This is a genomic window from Geomonas paludis (genome assembly GCF_014193585.1).
Classification (GTDB): Bacteria; Desulfobacterota; Desulfuromonadia; order Geobacterales; family Geobacteraceae; genus Geomonas; species Geomonas paludis.
In genome coordinates this window covers 767,550-782,882 of record NZ_BLXY01000001.1, presented here as the reverse complement: position 1 = coordinate 782,882, position 15,333 = coordinate 767,550, and the positions used below count along the sequence as shown (strand labels likewise).

Sequence of the window (15,333 nt, the reverse complement as noted above, 5' to 3'; positions counted from 1 at the left end):
ATTAAGATTGAGATTAAGACTGAGATTAAGATTAAGGTGAAGTCTCAATCTTAGTCTTAATCTCAATCTGCTTAATTTCATCTGCCTTTAGGAGCTTTTCGTGAACTCATGCCCCATCTGCACCAAGTGGCAGGACGATGTGGACCAGCGCGTCATCGAGCTGGAACACACCATGGTTTCCCTGAACCGGGACCAGTTCTTCGCCGGGTACTGCTTCGTCTATACCAAGGACCACGTCACCGAACTGTTCCACCTCTCCGAGACGGTGCGCAACGGCGTGATGGCGGAGGTCTGCGCCGTGGCTGAAGCCCTCTACAACGCCTTCAGCCCGGACAAGATCAACTATGAGCTGCTCGGCAACATGGCGCCGCACATGCACTGGCACGTGGTGCCGCGCCGCTCGTCCGACGCGCTTTGGCCGCGCCCGCACTGGAGCGAGCCGCACCAGGAGCTGATCCTGAAAAGCGAGGAGTACCAGGCCAGGACCGAGCTGATCAGGACCCACCTCGGCAAACTGGGCATCAAGGGGAGGGCGTAATGGATCTTCTGGGCGCGCACGTCTCCATTTCGGGAGGGATCCACAACGCCGTCGACCGCGGGGTCGCCTCCGGCTGCGGTGTCATCCAGGTCTTCACCCAGAACTCGAACCAGTGGCGCGGCAAGGCGATTTCCGACGCCGACGCCAAGCTGTTCCGGGACAAGTTCGCGGCCAGCGGCATGAAGAGCGTCATGAGCCATGACATCTACCTGATCAACCTGGCAGCAGCCCCCGGCGACGTGAAGGACAAGAGCCTGATCGCCTTCCGGGAGGAACTGGAGCGCTGCGCCAAGCTGGGCATCGACAAGGTGGTCATGCACCCGGGCTCGCACAACGGCGACGGCGAGGAGGTCGGCATCCGGCGCGTCTGCGAGGCCTTCGACCAGCTCTTCGGCGAGGTGCCGCAGTTCACCGGCAAGGTGCTGCTGGAAAACACCGCCGGCCAGGGGAGCAACCTGGGCTACAAGTTCGAGCACCTGAAGGCGATCGTGACCGGCTGCTCCGACCCGACCCGCTTCGGCGTCTGCTTCGACACCTGCCACGCCTTCGCCTCCGGCTATCCCATTGCCGACCACGACGGCTACCGCAGGACCTTCGACGAATTCGACGCCCTGCTCGGCATCGACCGGCTGATGGCCTTCCACTTGAACGACTCCAAGAAGGGGCTCGGCTGCAAGGTGGACCGCCACGAGCACATCGGCGCCGGCACGCTCGGGCTGGAGCCCTTCCGCTTCATCCTGAACGACCCGCACTTCGCCCTGGTCCCCAAGGTGATCGAAACGCCCAAAGGGGACGAGGACGAGATGGACGCGGTGAACCTGAAACTTTTGCGGAGCCTGATCGAAGGCTGATCCGGCACCGGCAGGAGGTGCGGCATGCGCGACAAAATCGAGATCGTACAGGGAGATATCACCAAGGTGACGGTGGACGCCATCGTCAACGCTGCCAACAGCTCGCTTTTGGGCGGGGGCGGGGTGGACGGCGCCATTCACCGGGCGGCGGGCCCGGAACTGCTCGCCGAGTGCCGCACCCTCGGGGGATGCCCCACCGGAGAGGCGAAGATCACCGGCGGATACCGGCTCCCGGCGCAGCACGTGATCCACACCGTGGGGCCGGTCTGGCACGGCGGCGGCCGGGGTGAAGCGGAACAGCTCCGCTCCTGCTACCGCAACTGTTTCCGGCTGGCACACGAAAACGGGCTCACCAGTATCGCCTTCCCCGCCATCAGCACCGGCGTCTACGGCTACCCCAAGCGCCCGGCCTGCCGCATCGCGCTGGAAGAGGCCAAGGCGGCACTGGCCAGCTGCCCGGAACTCCGAAAGATCATATTTACGGCATTTTCCGCCGAGGACGCGGACATTTATCGGGAAACGATGCAGGAGGTTGTGGCGTGAAGGCGGTAATCCAGCGGGTCAAGAAAGCCAGCGTGACGGTGGCGGGAAAAGTGGTCGGGGAGATCGGTCCCGGGATCCTGGTGCTGCTCGGCGTGGAGATCGGCGATACCTGCAAACAGGCGGACTGGATGGCGGAGAAGATCGTCAACCTGAGGATCTTCTGTGACGACCAGGGGAAGATGAACCTGGCCCTGCCCGACATCAAGGGGGAGATGCTGGCGGTGTCCCAGTTCACCCTGGCGGGCAACTGCTCCAAAGGGAGGCGCCCCTCGTTCGACACCGCTGCCGCCCCGGAGGAGGCCAACAAGCTGTACAGCTACTTCATGGGTCAGGTCTGGGAGCTCGGGGTGCCGGTGCAAAGCGGGATCTTCCAGGCCGACATGGAGGTGTCGCTGGTGAACGACGGACCGGTGACCTTCGTCCTGGAGACCCCGCCTAACCGCTGATTCACATGAGGGGCCGGACCTCGTCGACCTTGAAAAAAACGACGCGGGAAACCGCGGCGCTTGCCTGCGGGCTTGCCACCAGCGCGGTCCGCTCCTTGATCTCACCCAGCAGTTCCCCCTCCCCCTGTTCCTCGATCATGCTAAGGGTCAGCCTCCAGCCGCTGTAGCCTCGCGACGGCGCCAGGTAGAGGTAGCTGGCGTGCGGGTTTTGCCTCAAGTTGGCGATGCTGCGCCCGTCGCCGAATCCCCAGGCCAGGGTCTGGTCGTCGACCACGTGCGGGATGGCGAAGACGGCGAGATTGACCACGCCGTTCGCGTCGGCGGTGCCCAAAATGCCGCGCCCCCCTTCCGGAAACAGTTCAGCAAGCTTCATGTGTTCCGCCCCCTTTTCTCTTTAAGCTGATGAAGCAACTATGATAATCTAGCAGGCTCGAACCGATTGTCTACCGCGCCGACACCAGGGCGGACGCAGCGAAGGAAGGGCACGTGGAGCTGAAAACGATACTCGAAGCACTGTACCAGAACCGCTCCCAGGCTCACCTGGCCAACGACCCGCTCTCGTTTTGCCACCGCTACCGGGATCCCCGGGACCAGGAGGTCGCGGGGCTGGTGGCGTCGTCGTTTGCCTACGGCAACGTGAAGATCATCAAGAAGAACCTGGCGGTCATCTTCGATGTCATGGGGACCTCACCACGCCGCTTCGTGGAGCGCTTCGACCCGCGGCAAGGAAGCCGCGACTTCGCCGGTTTCAAGCACCGCTTCAACGACGCCCGCGACCTCTGCGCCCTGCTCCTTGCCGCCCGGATCATGATCGAGGAAGCGGGTTCCATCGAGAAGTGGCTCTTGCGCTTTTACACCCCGGCGGACGAGGACCTGACCGGGCCCCTCTCCGGTTTTTCCGAGGCCGTGAAAAGTCTCGACCTCTCCCCCGTGTTCGGCCCCGGCGGCGTCCCCGCGGACTCCTACTTCCCGTTCTTCTTCCCCTCCCCCGCCTCGGGGAGCGCCTGCAAGCGGCTCTGCATGTATCTCAGGTGGATGGTGCGCCCCGCCGACGGCATCGACCTCGGCATCTGGCAGGGCATCTCCCCGGCGCAGCTGGTCATCCCGGTGGATGCCCACATCCAGCGCATCTGCCGCTTCCTCGGCTTCACCAGCCGCAGGCAGGCGGACTGGCGCATGGCCTGCGAGATCACCCGGGCGCTGCGGCAGCTCGACCCGGCCGACCCGGTGAAGTACGACTTCGCCATCTGCCACCTCGGGATCTCGGAAGGTTGCGACGGCAAGGACCACCTGAAGTGCGCCGCCTGCCCGATCGGCGACATCTGCGCGGCGGGCCCCGTTTGACGCACCCCTTCCCGGCATACCTGCATGGCTTCGCCTTCACCGGCCAGGTCGGCGAGATCGTCGCCCTGACGCCGGAAGAGGTGCTCCCGGCCTTCGCGGAACTGCAGCGGCAACTGGCTGCGGGGCTCCATGCCGCGGGGTTTGTCTGCTACGAGGCGGCGGGCGCACTTAACGACGCACTCACCACGTGCGCGCCACACCCGATGCCGCTGCTGTGGTTCGGGCTGTTCACCGACCGTGTCCCCCAGGCCTTCCCGCAGTATGACGAGCCCTTCCGCTGCTCCGATTGGCAGACCCTCCCGGGGTGGGAGGCGTATCGCGACTGTGTGCAGGAGATCCGTGCCCTGATCGCCGCCGGGGACAGCTACCAGGTCAACTACACCATGCGGCAGCGCTTCGCCTTCACCGGCTGCTCCCGCTCCTTCTTCAGCGCGCTCAACCGCAACCAGCCCACCCCCTACAACTGCTACCTCGAGTGCGGCAGATGGCGCGTGCTCTCGGCATCCCCCGAGTTGTTCTTCTCCCTATCCGGCGGGCGGCTGGTCACCCGCCCCATGAAGGGGACCGCCCCGCGCGGCCGCTGGTATGAAGAAGACCTGGCCCGGAAAGAACAGCTCCGGCAAAGCGCGAAGGAAGTGGCGGAGAATCTCATGATCGTCGACCTGCTGCGCAACGACATGGGGATGGTCTCTGAGACCGGCTCGGTCCGGGTGAACTCGCTCTTCGACGTGGAGAGCCATCCGACGGTTCACCAGATGACTTCCACCATAGAGTCGCGCGTACGGGAAGGGATAACACCGCTGGAACTGTTCCAGGCCCTGTTCCCCTGCGGCTCGGTGACCGGCGCTCCCAAGAGGCGCAGCATGGAGATTATCGCTGAACTGGAGCAGGACCCGCGCGGCCTCTACACCGGCTGCCTCGGCTATTTTTCCCCCGGCGGCGACGCGCAGTTCAGCGTAGCCATCCGGACCGCCGTCGTCGACTGCGGGACCGGCCGGGGCGAGATCGGCATCGGCAGCGGTATCACCTACGATTCCCAGCCGGAGGCGGAATACCAGGAGTGCCTGGACAAGCGTGCCTTCATTGAGGAACAGCGCCCGGAATTTCACCTGATCGAATCGCTGCTGCACGACGAGCGGGGATACTTCCTGCTGGAGCGGCACCTGGATCGGTTGCAGCGCTCAGCCCGCTACTTCTCCTTCCCCCTTGATGAAGGCGCCGCCCTGCGGGCCTTGCAAGAGACCGCGGCCGATCTCCTCCCTTCAACCCGGTACAAGGTGCGTCTGCTGCTCTTCAACGACGGGCGCCTCAGCTGCGAAGCGGCGCCGCTACCCGATGCGACGTTGGAAGCGAAGGCCGCCTTCGCGCGGCAGCCGGTCAACTCGGTGGATCTCTTCCTCTACCACAAGACCAGCCGACGGGACCTGTTCCACCAGGAGCTTGCCGCGCGGCCGGAACTGGACGAGGTGATCTTCGAGAACGAACGCGGCGAACTGACTGAAGGAGCCTACAGCAACCTGGTCGCCGTCATCGACGGCAGGAAATGCACCCCGCCTCTTGGCTGCGGCCTCCTCCCCGGCACCCTGCGCGAGGAGTTGCTGGCCCAGGGGACGATAGAGGAGAGGGCCCTGAAAAGGGAGGACCTGGCACGGGCCGAAGCGGTTTTTCTGGTAAACTCGGTGCGCGGGTGGCGGCAGGCGAGGCTGTTGGATCGAGAGGCTGATGCCGGCAAGTTCCCTCCCCCGGAGGGGGAGGGTTAGGGAGGGGGCACTGTACTGAAGCTCCCCCCTCCCAACCTCCCCCCTCCGGGGGGAGGGGAATGGACTGACGATACTATTCTGGCTACATCACATGTAAGAAGGAGGATACACATGGAGACATACGGCTTTTTAGGCCTGGGCATCATGGGAAGCGCCATGGCCAAGAATCTCATCAAGGCAGGCTTCAAGGTCAAGGTCTGGAACCGGTCGCAGGCCAAGTGCGAGGAGTTCGCGGCGCTCGGGGCAGCCGTCGCGGCGACCCCGGCTGAGGTCACCTCCTCCTGCGCCATCACCATCGCCATGCTGGCCGACCCGGCTGCGGCCCGTGAGGTATGCTTCGGCCCGCAGGGCGCGCTGGAAGGAATCGGCGCGGGGCGCGGCTACGTGGACATGTCCACCGTCGATGCCGCTACCGCCCAGGAGATCTCCACGGCAGTCACCGCCAAGGGAGGAAGGTTCCTGGAAGCGCCCGTGTCGGGGAGCAAGAAGCCGGCCGAGGACGGCACCCTGATCATCCTCGCCGCCGGCGACCACGGCCTCTTCGACAAGACCATGCCGCTCTTCGAGAAGATGGGGAAGAAAAGTCTCTTCCTGGGCGACGTCGGGCGCGGCGCTGAGATGAAGCTCATCGTCAACATGGTGATGGGAGGGATGATGACCATCTTCTGCGAAGGCTTGGCACTGGCGGAGAAAGCGGGCCTTGCCAGCGCGGACCTCCTGGACGTGCTCGACTCCGGCGCCCTGGCCAACCCGATGTTCAAGCTGAAGGGGGCCCAGATGACGCAGGGGATGTTCGATCCCGCCTTTCCGCTCAAGCACATGCAGAAGGACATGCGCCTGGCTGTCGCCCTGGGCGACGCCCTGAACCAGCCCCTGGCCTCCGCCGCTGCCGCCAATGAGAGCTTCAAGAGGGCAAAAGGGATGGGTCTTGCCGACCGCGACTTCTGCGCCGTACTGAAGGCCATCACCTCGTGAAGCAGCTGCTCTCGTTTGCCGCGGTAGGACTTTTGACCAGCGCCCTGCTGGACCCGTTGATTCAGTCCGGACTGGACAAGCCGGTTCCCTGGCCGCGCGACATCGGGATGTTCGTGGCGGGTGCAGTCTGTCTGTACCTCCTGGTGAAATACCGGCGGGAGCTGTAGCAGGGGGTGGTGAACCTGTGTCTCAGTTTGCCGTTGACAAATAACGACGGCTCCCTTATTCTGCACCGAAAATTGAATAGAAAGACCTGCTTATCTAGAGTGGTGGAGGGAAAGGCCCTGCGAAGCCACAGCAACCGGCCCATTGGGCGACAGGTGCTAAATCCTGCCGAAAGGCGAAGATGAGAAAGGCGCTTTTAGTTATTGTCACACCCGAAAAGCCCCTTCTCACACCGAGACGGGGCTTTTTTCGTGCCGCCCGCCGGCACCCGAAAGTACGAGAGAGACATGTCCTACGGCATTGTGACTGAACAGATCGCCACCTTCGACACCGAACTGCGCCTTGAGAGCGGCCGTATCCTCGGGCCGATCGATATCGCCTACGAAACCTACGGCACCCTCAATGAGGACCGCTCCAACGCCATCCTGGTGACCCACGCCTGGACCGGGAGCGCCCATCTGGCCGGCCGCTACAGCGAGGACGAGAAGCGGGCCGGCTGGTGGGACGACATCGTGGGGCCGGGCTGCCTGCTGGACACCGACCGCTACTTCGTCATCTGCTCCAACGTCATCGGTTCCTGCTTCGGCTCCACCGGCCCGACCTCCATCAACCCGAAGACCGGCAAGCGCTACAACCTCGCCTTCCCGGTGATCACCGTGCGGGACATGGTCAAGGCCCAGGCGCTGCTCATGGACCGGCTCGGCATCAAGAAGCTCTTCTGCGTGCTGGGCGGCAGCATGGGAGGGATGCAGGCGCTGGAGTGGGCGACGCAGTACCCGGACCGGGTAGCTTCTGCAGTGGTGCTGGCGACCACGCCGCGCCCGTCGGCGCAGGCCATCTCGCTCAACGCGGTGGCGCGCTGGGCCATCTTCAACGACCCCACCTGGAAGAAGGGGGAGTACCGCAAGAACCCCAAGGACGGACTGGCGCTGGCCCGCGGCATCGGCCACATCACCTTCCTCTCCGATGAATCGATGACCGCCAAGTTCGGGCGCCGCTTCTCGGCCCGCGACGGCCAGTTCGACTTCTTCGGCCAGTTCGAGGTGGAGCGTTACCTCAACTACAACGGCTACAACTTCGTGGACCGCTTCGACGCCAACTCCTTCCTGTACCTCGCCAAGGCCCTCGACCTCTACGACGTCGCCGCCGGGTGCGAGTCACTGGAAGAGGCCTTCGAACCGGTGCAGGCGCCGATCCAGTTCTTCGCCTTCACCTCCGACTGGCTCTACCCGCCGGCTCAGACCGAGGAGATGGCGGTCTCGCTCCGGAAGCTGGGCAAGCCGGTGGAGTACCACCTGATCACCTCCGCCTACGGCCACGACGCCTTCCTGCTCGAACACCAGACCTTCACGCCCATGGTGCAGACCTTCCTGGACGGGATCAAGTTCTGACCTTGCTTTCGTAGCAACGCCCTCACCCGCCCTTCGGGCACCCTCTCCCGGAGGGAGAGGGGACACACAATAAAAAAAGGGCGGATGATCATGCAATCATCCGCCCTTCGTCGTTTCTTTTCACAGACTTGCCGCTACTGCCACCCCATGATGGCGGCGACGTCCTCGTTGAGCACCATGTCCTCGCCGCTCGGAATGACGAACACCTTGACCGGGGAGTGGTCCGCGCTGATCTGCATCTCCCTACCCCCCTTGAGCGCCTCTTCGTCCCGCTTCAGGTCCACCTCGATGCCGAACTGGCTCATCTCCTGGAGTGCCATGCCACGCACGGGCCAGTCCTCCCACCCTTCGCCGTAGGTGAAGACGATGGCGTCGGGCCTGCCGGTGACGGCGATGTAGGCGCCGAGGTACTTCCTCAACCGGTAGGCCTCCATGTCGAGGGCAAGCTGGCAGCGGGGATCGCCCACGACCGCCTCGTCGACCACGGTCCGACGGCTGACCCGGCGCCCCACGATGCCGGCCAGGCCGCTCTTCTGGTTCAGGAACAGGTCGAGCTCGGTTGCCGACACACCGGCCTCGTTCACCATGAACGGGATGATGCCGGCATCGATGTCGCCGCAGCGGGTCCCCATCATGACCCCTTCGAGCGGGGTGAGCCCCATGCTGGTATCGACCGATACGCCGTCTCTCACCGCGCAGAGCGAGACGCCGTTGCCGGTGTGGATGGTGACCAGGTTGGCGGTGTCGAGCGGCACGCCGGCCAGCTCGGCCCCGCGCCGGGCGGCATGGAGGTGGGACTGGCCGTGGAAGCCGTAGCGCCTGACACCGTGCTTTTGGTACCACTCGTAGGGCAGCGGGTACATGTAGGCGGGCTCGGGCATGGTCTGATGGAAGGCGGTGTCGAAGATGGCGACCTGGGGCAGTTCCGGGAGGAGTTCCTGCGCGGCACGGATGCCGGCGAGGTTGGGGGTGTTGTGCAGCGGCGCCAGTGTCGCCACCTCCCTGATCGCCTCCACCACGTCCTCGTCGATCAGCACCGACTTGGTGAAGCGCTCTCCCCCGTGCACCACGCGGTGCCCTATGGCCTTGATATCGGTTACCGCGCCGATCAACCCTTCCCCCACCAGCGTGTCCAGGATCAGCCGCAGCGCATCCTTGTGGTCCGCGCACTCCCCATCCAGGTGCTTGGCGTCGGCGCCGGGAACACGGTGGGTCAGGAAGGAGTCCCCTACCACGATCCTTTCCACCATGCCGGTGGCCATGACGGCCTGGTCGCCCCAGTTGTAGAGTTGGTACTGCGCCGAGAATCTCCGGCAGTTAAGGGTGAGGATCAGCATGCTGCGAAACTCCGATCCGGGCAGGGGAAGAGAAAGTTCAGCCGTGCCCGCTGCTATTTGCGTATCACCGGAAGTGGTACCGGGATGTCAGCTACGATACGTGTGGAGAGTATGATCGGTGGGATGCCGCGGTCTTCACGGTCTCGCATTGACGAACGTCCATAACTAGCACTATCTGTTGAAAAGTGCAAACAGTAACGGGTATGACAAAAGGGAACTAACGGGAATCACTGAGGATGAAGTCAGCGATGACGGGACGGTGATCGGAGGCCCTGCGGGTCCCCACCCAGCAGCGCTGGGCCTTGATCCCGGGGGTGGTCATGATGTGGTCGATGCGCATCCAGGATGCCCTCACCCAGGGCACCTTGTTCTTGAGCAGGAAGTGCCCGTAGGTGTAGCCGTACCCCCTCCCCCCCTGTGCGAAGGCGTCCGCCAGCCCGGCTTCCCGCAGCGTCTCACAGACCAGCGAGTGGTCCGGCGAGTTGAAGTCGCCCGCGACGATCACCTCCCCCTTTTCCTGCGCCAGGTACCCGGACACCGCCCGTGCCTGCCTGAGGCGCGTGTCCACGTTGGCTTCGAAGCGGTCGATGGCCTTGGGGATGTACCAGGCGCCCCGGCGCGCTTTGCGGAATGCGTTCAGCCCTCTCCTGGGGGTCTTGAGATGGAGGTTGTACAGGGAGATGTCCCGGGAGCCGACCCGCACCCGGCAGCGCAGGAAGGATTCCCCCTTCCTCTCATGGTAGGGGAGATCATGCACTTCGACATCGGAGATGGGGAACCTGCTGGCGACCAGGTACTGACCTTCGTTGTACATCTGCCAGCCCTCCAGGTAATCCGCGAGAGGCCCGTCCCCGGCATCGACCGCGTCCTGGAACAGGATGATGTCGGGGCGGCTCCTGGCCAGTTCCTCGATCAGCGGCATCAGGTCGCGCTTGCCGTACTTGACGTTCCAGGTCATCACCCGCAGCGTCTGCGGTGAATCGGCCCAGGCCTTGTGCGGTGCCCAGTGCCAGTCCATGATCGGTCCCAAAACCCACAGGACTCCCAGTAGTGGCACCCACACCAGAATCTTGCTGCTGCGGCAGGCGGCCAGGGCCAGCAGCAGGCCCGGGATCGCCCAGATCAGTTGGGGAAGGTAGAAATTGAGGGCGCCGACCCAGAAGCGGTCCGGGCCGGCCCAGTTGAGAATGGTTATTGCGGCCAGCAACAGGATGTAGGCCGCGTTCAGTCCGAGGAGCCAGTTGAACATACTCATCCGCTGCCTCCCTTGGCGCCGCGGGCTGCCCCGCCGGCGCCACCTGCCTCGCTTCAAAGCTTGCACATGCTCTTGTTCCAGAAACAGGCCACCTCTTGAGGGAGCTGGTGCCAGTACTGCCCTTCGTATTCGGTCCTGATATGGTCCAGCAGGTCCCGGTACAGTTCGTGAGGGTATTCATCGTAACCGATGTTGCCGTCGAAACTCATGTAGTCGGGGTGGGTGATGAGCAGGGCCATGCCGCCGTGCTCGGCGATCCAGCGCAGCTTCTCCTTCCAGATCGAGATGTCCTTCTCCCGAAACAGGATGAACATGGTGAAATCCTGGGGGAGCGTGTAGGGAAGCACCACGTACTCCCTCCCCGGGACCTTGTTCTGCTGCACCGGGAAGATGGTTTTCAGCCCATCGGACTGCGGCTCGAAGGGGTCGGTGTCGAAAGCCGACGCCTCGTAGATGATATCCAGTTGGTGCAGCCATTCGAAGTTGTGGTAGACACACGGGGAGCGGAAGCCGACCGCGCCCCACTCCTTCAGGTAGTTATTGATCTGCACGGCATGCCGCTCAAAGGACTCGGCCGACTCGTAGAGCTTCCTGTTATGCTCCAGGCCGTGCACCCCCACCTCGAACCCGTGGCTGACCAGCTTGTTACGCAAAGCGGGGGGGAGATGGTAGTCATACGCGACGAAATTGAACGACGAGCGAAAGCCGAGTTCCTGCTCGAGGGCCATCAACTGTTCACACCGTGCCACACCGCGGGCCGTGTCCACATCATGGGTCAGCACCACGGAAAAGCGTCTTCCTTGCGGCCACCCCGGAAAGCCTGGAGGCGTCGCGCCGGCTTCCGGATCTATGGGCCAGACATTTTGAAATATATAGCGTTTGTATTTTGCCACTGCGCTGCGCAGCATGATCTGAAACCGACGTGACATCCAAGGCTTCACCCGGTAATAAGCGCGTGCGAGGGCCTCTTCGATGAAGGGCTTCATGACTTCTCCTTTGCATGTCGCACAGGCCTCGTTTCAGTCGGGCCGGTGGGTTGTCGGTGCCGGGGGCAATTATTCAAAAATGTAAATTAATTAGGAAACATAAATACAAAATATATCCAAAGCGGCGCGCAATGCAAGCAGATAGCAGGGGTCGCCACCCCCCTCACCGGCCGCTTTTCACCGAGACAGTTGCGGGAGGATATGATATGTTTTGCCATCCGCGGGGCAGGCCCCACCTCCCCCCGGAAATCCCCGCACGCCCCCGCACCACGAGGACCGATGCCGCTGTACATCCACACCAGCAACCTCATGGAACACCTGGTGGACCGCCTGGAAAAGGTGGTCCGCGCGCCGCGCCGCGCCCCCTGCACCCCGTTCGACAAGGAACTGATCGTGGTGCAGAGCAAGGGGATGCAGCGCTGGCTGTCCATGGAGCTGGCGGCGAGGATCGGCGTCTGGGCCAACGGTGAGTTCCTCTTCCCGAACCGGTTCGTGGAGCGGGTCTTCGCCACGGTGCTGCCCGACGCGCCCGAGGAGGCGCCCCTGTTCGCGCCGGAGGTGATGACCTGGAGGATCCTGGGGCTGCTGCAGCAGGCGACGGCGAACCCGGGCTTCGAGGAGATCGCGGCCTACCTTTCCGATGATGCCGACGGCCTGAAGCGGATGCAGCTCGCCCAGCGCGTCGCCGACACCTTCGACCGTTACACCGTCTACCGTCCTGAAAAGCTCCTGGAGTGGGAGCAGGGGAAGGAAGAGCACTGGCAGGCGCAGCTATGGCGCGCCCTGACCGCGGAGGTTTCCCAAAAGCACCGCGCCCGCCTGCTGCAGGAGTTCCGCAAGGCGCTGGACGGCGGCCGGCTCCCGGACCGGCGGCGCATATCCGTCATCGGCATCCCTTCGCTCCCCCCTTTCCACCTCGAGGTCCTGGCCCGCCTCGCCCGGCACGCCGAGGTGAACCTGTTCCTCCTGAACCCCTGCCGCCAGTACTGGGGCGAGATCGTTTCGGAGCGTGAGCTGGCCCGGCTGGAGAAGCAGGGACAGGGGCAGGAGCAGTGGTACGAGACGGGGAACCCGCTGCTTGCGTCCTGGGGAAAACTGGGCCGCGACTTCTTCGAGGCCATCATCGACGGCTGCGGCGAACACGACAGGCACGACAGCTTTGGCGACCTGCCGCAGGGCTCGCTGCTGCACGAGGTGCAGGCCGACATCGTGGAACTGCGCGGCGCCGACGCGGGGGTGCGTACCCTCACGGCCGGCGACCTCTCGCTCCAGGTGCACTCCTGCCACTCCCCCATGCGCGAAGTCGAGGTGCTCTACGACACGCTGCTCTCGATCTTCGACGCGGACCCGTCCCTGTCGCCCCGCGACGTGCTGGTGATGACCCCGGACATCGAAAGCTACGCCCCCTATATTTCCGCCGTCTTCGGCAACCCCGAATCCGGCGCCGAACGCATCCCCTACTCCATCGCGGACCGCAGCCTCAAGAACGAGGGTGAGGCGGCCCAGGCCCTTTTGTCCATCCTGGGGCTGTGCGGCGGCCGCTACGGCGTCGCCACCGTGCTCGACATCCTGGAATCGGCGCCGGTGGCGCGCCGCTTCGGCCTCAACGAGGACGAGTTGGAGACGGTGCGCGACTGGCTCAGGGGGGCCAACATCAGGTGGGGCATCGACGCCCGCCAGCGCGCCGAGCACGGCGTCCCCCCTTTCCACGAGAACTCCTGGTCGGCGGGCCTGGACCGACTGCTGCTGGGCTACGCCATGAACGGCGACGGGCGTTCCTTCTACAAGGGCATCCTTCCTTTCGACGACATGGAGGGGGGCGTGGCGCTGGTACTGGGACGCTTCCTCTCCTTCTGCGAAAAGCTCTTCGTTGAGACCCAGGCCCTCTCCCGCCCCAGGCCGGCTGCGGAATGGGTGCCGGTCTTGCGCCGGATCCTGGATGACTTCATCCTCCCGGACCAGGAGGGGGAGCGCGAGCTCCTCTCCCTGATCGAGATCGTGAAGAAACTGGGAGAGTGCGGTAGCCAGGCCGGCTTCGAGGACGGGATCGGCCTCGAGGTGGTGCGCTACTGGGTGGAACAGCAACTGGGCAGCTCAGAGCGGGGCCTGGGCTTTCTGACCGGCGGCGTCACCTTCTGCGCCATGCTGCCGATGCGCAGCATCCCGTTCCCGGTGGTGGCGCTGATCGGCATGGACGAAGGGCAGTTCCCGCGCAAGAACCCGGCCCAGGGTTTCGATCTGATGACCAGGGAGCGCCGCGCCGGCGACCGCTCGCCGCGCGACGAGGACCGCTACCTGTTTCTGGAGGCGCTTCTTTCCGCGCGCAAGCGGCTGCACATAAGCTACGTGGGGCAGAGCATCAAGGACAACGCCGAGCTCCCCCCCTGCGTCCTGGTCAGCGAACTGCAGGACTACCTGGCCAGGTGCTTCGTGACCGCCGAGGGGAAACCCGCGGGAGAGTCCCGGCGCCACCCGCTGCAGCCGTTCAGTCCCAGGTACTTTACCGGCGCCGACGGGCACTTCAGCTATTCGCAGCAGAATTGCGCCGGGGCACAGGCCAAGCTGCTCCCCCCCGTCCCCCCCGCGCCGTTCCTGGCGACCCCGCTGCCGCCGTGGGAGGAGGCATCCACCATCACGCTGAAGTCCCTGGTCGATTTCCTGTGCAACCCGTCCAAGGAGTTGTTGCGGCGCAGGCTTGGCGTCCGGATCGTGGAGGGGGACGACCCGCTGGAAGAGGTGGAGCCCTTCGCGCTCGATTCGCTGGAGAAGTACCAGTTGGAGCAGGAAATCGTGGCGGCAGTGCTGCGCGGCGATGAACTGGAGCTTCCCTTCGCCGTCGCCTGCGCCCGTGGCGACCTCCCCCCCGGAGTCTGCGGCGCGGCGTTGTACCAGAAGCTGGGCGACCCGGCGGCCGAGTTCGCCGGCAAGGTGACCGAGGTCTGCACCGGTACCGCGCTCCCCGCTTTGGACATCGACCTGAAGCTACCGGCCGGGCGCATCATCGGGCGGCTGGAAAACCTGCGCGACGACCGCATGGTGCGCTATCGCTACACCGACCTCAAGCCGAAGGACCTGTTGCGGCTTTGGGTTGAGCACCTGGTACTCAACAGCGCGCAAGCGGCCGGGTACCCCTTGCAGAGCACCTTCGTCGCCGCGAAGAGCACGGTCCACCTCCCCGCCATCGACGGGAGCGAGGCGCACCTGAACCGGCTTCTCGAACTCTACCAGGAGGGCATGACCCAGCCGCTCAAGTTCTTCCCCGACACCTCGTTCGAGTACGTGAAAAACGCCCGCGAGCCGAAGAACGCCGCCAAGGCCCTCGGCGCTGCAGCTGCGGCCTGGAACGGCAGCGAGTACAAGAAGGGAGACGTCAAGGACGAGTACTGCCGCCGCTGCTTCGGCGAGAGTCCACCGCTCGATGAGGAGTTCCAGGCCTTGGCCCGCGAGGTCTGGGATCCCATCCTCGACAATCTCGTGAAGAGCGGCAAGAGCGCCAAAAAGAAATAACTGTTGCCCGCTCCCTCCCCTCTCCCCCTGGGAGAGGGTGGCCGAAGGCCGGGTGAGGGCGACGCCACGAAGCGGGATCATTGCCTATTGCAGCGCCCTCACCCCAGCCCTCTCCCGGAGGGAGAGGGGGATATTCCGTCTCCCCCTGGGAGAGGGTGGCCGAAGGCCGGGTGAGGGCGACGCCACGAAGGGATTGGTTGCTGATTGCACCGCCCTCACCCCGACCCTCTCCCGC

14 protein-coding genes and 1 riboswitch are annotated in these 15,333 nt (G+C 64.4%); of the genes, 10 read left to right on the top strand and 4 right to left on the bottom strand.

Features of this window, described 5'->3' with window-relative positions; all coding sequences use genetic code 11:
• The first annotated feature begins 100 nt into the window (after positions 1-100).
• Genes H7687_RS03120 through dtd form a run of 4 tightly spaced genes read left to right on the top strand, consistent with a single transcriptional unit; the run spans position 101 to position 2,378 of the window.
• Positions 101-538, top strand: a complete 438-nt coding sequence (locus tag H7687_RS03120) for an HIT family protein (protein ID WP_183344999.1) — start codon at positions 101-103, stop codon at positions 536-538.
• Positions 538-1,389, top strand: a complete 852-nt coding sequence (locus tag H7687_RS03115; RefSeq protein ID WP_183344997.1) for a deoxyribonuclease IV — start codon at positions 538-540, stop codon at positions 1,387-1,389. The genes H7687_RS03120 and H7687_RS03115 overlap by 1 nt, the downstream gene beginning before the upstream one ends.
• A gap of 24 nt (positions 1,390-1,413) precedes the next feature.
• Complete coding sequence (locus tag H7687_RS03110; RefSeq protein WP_183344995.1) at positions 1,414-1,932, top strand: O-acetyl-ADP-ribose deacetylase; 519 nt, start codon at positions 1,414-1,416, stop codon at positions 1,930-1,932.
• The gene (gene dtd / locus H7687_RS03105; protein WP_183344993.1) at positions 1,929-2,378 is read left to right on the top strand and encodes a D-aminoacyl-tRNA deacylase; all 450 of its coding nucleotides are present in this window, start codon (positions 1,929-1,931) and stop codon (positions 2,376-2,378) included. The genes H7687_RS03110 and dtd overlap by 4 nt, the downstream gene beginning before the upstream one ends.
• 1 nt (position 2,379) lies before the next feature.
• Here the strand turns inward: dtd and H7687_RS03100 are convergent, their stop codons facing one another.
• Positions 2,380-2,751, bottom strand: a complete 372-nt coding sequence (locus H7687_RS03100; RefSeq protein ID WP_183344991.1) for a pyridoxamine 5'-phosphate oxidase family protein — start codon at positions 2,749-2,751, stop codon at positions 2,380-2,382.
• A 113-nt stretch (positions 2,752-2,864) separates the two neighbouring features.
• Here H7687_RS03100 and H7687_RS03095 point away from each other — a divergent pair, with 113 nt between their 5' ends.
• The 5 genes from H7687_RS03095 to metX all read left to right on the top strand — a co-directional run bounded on the left by H7687_RS03095 (position 2,865) and on the right by metX (position 8,013).
• Positions 2,865-3,722, top strand: a complete 858-nt coding sequence (locus H7687_RS03095; protein ID WP_183344989.1) for a TIGR02757 family protein — start codon at positions 2,865-2,867, stop codon at positions 3,720-3,722.
• Positions 3,719-5,482, top strand: coding sequence for an aminodeoxychorismate synthase component I (gene pabB / locus H7687_RS03090; RefSeq protein WP_183344988.1), 1,764 nt, complete (start codon positions 3,719-3,721; stop codon positions 5,480-5,482). The genes H7687_RS03095 and pabB overlap by 4 nt, the downstream gene beginning before the upstream one ends.
• Positions 5,483-5,593: 111 nt before the next feature.
• Positions 5,594-6,457, top strand: a complete 864-nt coding sequence (locus tag H7687_RS03085; RefSeq protein WP_183344987.1) for an NAD(P)-dependent oxidoreductase — start codon at positions 5,594-5,596, stop codon at positions 6,455-6,457.
• On the top strand, positions 6,454-6,624 hold the full coding sequence (locus H7687_RS03080; protein WP_183344985.1) for a hypothetical protein: 171 nt from the start codon (positions 6,454-6,456) through the stop codon (positions 6,622-6,624). The genes H7687_RS03085 and H7687_RS03080 overlap by 4 nt, the downstream gene beginning before the upstream one ends.
• A gap of 87 nt (positions 6,625-6,711) precedes the next feature.
• Positions 6,712-6,810: riboswitch (SAM riboswitch) on the top strand.
• A gap of 99 nt (positions 6,811-6,909) precedes the next feature.
• Entirely contained in the window at positions 6,910-8,013 is a 1,104-nt protein-coding gene (gene metX, locus H7687_RS03075) for a homoserine O-acetyltransferase MetX (RefSeq protein WP_183344983.1), read from the top strand.
• A 134-nt stretch (positions 8,014-8,147) separates the two neighbouring features.
• Here the strand turns inward: metX and H7687_RS03070 are convergent, their stop codons facing one another.
• The 3 genes from H7687_RS03070 to H7687_RS03060 all read right to left on the bottom strand — a co-directional run bounded on the left by H7687_RS03070 (position 8,148) and on the right by H7687_RS03060 (position 11,591).
• Complete coding sequence (locus tag H7687_RS03070; protein WP_183344981.1) at positions 8,148-9,350, bottom strand: acetate kinase; 1,203 nt, start codon at positions 9,348-9,350, stop codon at positions 8,148-8,150.
• A 217-nt stretch (positions 9,351-9,567) separates the two neighbouring features.
• The gene (locus H7687_RS03065) at positions 9,568-10,605 is read right to left on the bottom strand and encodes an endonuclease/exonuclease/phosphatase family protein (protein WP_183344979.1); all 1,038 of its coding nucleotides are present in this window, start codon (positions 10,603-10,605) and stop codon (positions 9,568-9,570) included.
• A 53-nt stretch (positions 10,606-10,658) separates the two neighbouring features.
• On the bottom strand, positions 10,659-11,591 hold the full coding sequence (locus H7687_RS03060; RefSeq protein WP_183344977.1) for a polysaccharide deacetylase family protein: 933 nt from the start codon (positions 11,589-11,591) through the stop codon (positions 10,659-10,661).
• A gap of 279 nt (positions 11,592-11,870) precedes the next feature.
• Here H7687_RS03060 and recC point away from each other — a divergent pair, with 279 nt between their 5' ends.
• Positions 11,871-15,098: an exodeoxyribonuclease V subunit gamma gene (gene recC / locus H7687_RS03055; RefSeq protein ID WP_183344975.1), complete on the top strand. Its 3,228-nt coding sequence runs from the start codon at positions 11,871-11,873 to the stop codon at positions 15,096-15,098.
• Positions 15,099-15,333: the final 235 nt, after the last annotated feature.

What these genes read in the sequence shown, in the direction of transcription:
- H7687_RS03115 (WP_183344997.1), top strand. Translation starts at nt 538, where the DNA reads ATGGATCTTCTGGGCGCGCACGTCTCCATTTCGGGAGGGATCCACAAC.
- H7687_RS03110 (WP_183344995.1), top strand. Translation starts at nt 1,414, where the DNA reads ATGCGCGACAAAATCGAGATCGTACAGGGAGATATCACCAAGGTGACG.
- H7687_RS03100 (WP_183344991.1), bottom strand. Translation starts at nt 2,751, where the DNA reads ATGAAGCTTGCTGAACTGTTTCCGGAAGGGGGGCGCGGCATTTTGGGC.
- H7687_RS03085 (WP_183344987.1), top strand. Translation starts at nt 5,594, where the DNA reads ATGGAGACATACGGCTTTTTAGGCCTGGGCATCATGGGAAGCGCCATG.
- metX (WP_183344983.1), top strand. Translation starts at nt 6,910, where the DNA reads ATGTCCTACGGCATTGTGACTGAACAGATCGCCACCTTCGACACCGAA.
- H7687_RS03070 (WP_183344981.1), bottom strand. Translation starts at nt 9,350, where the DNA reads ATGCTGATCCTCACCCTTAACTGCCGGAGATTCTCGGCGCAGTACCAA.
- H7687_RS03065 (WP_183344979.1), bottom strand. Translation starts at nt 10,605, where the DNA reads ATGAGTATGTTCAACTGGCTCCTCGGACTGAACGCGGCCTACATCCTG.
- H7687_RS03060 (WP_183344977.1), bottom strand. Translation starts at nt 11,591, where the DNA reads ATGAAGCCCTTCATCGAAGAGGCCCTCGCACGCGCTTATTACCGGGTG.
- recC (WP_183344975.1), top strand. Translation starts at nt 11,871, where the DNA reads ATGCCGCTGTACATCCACACCAGCAACCTCATGGAACACCTGGTGGAC.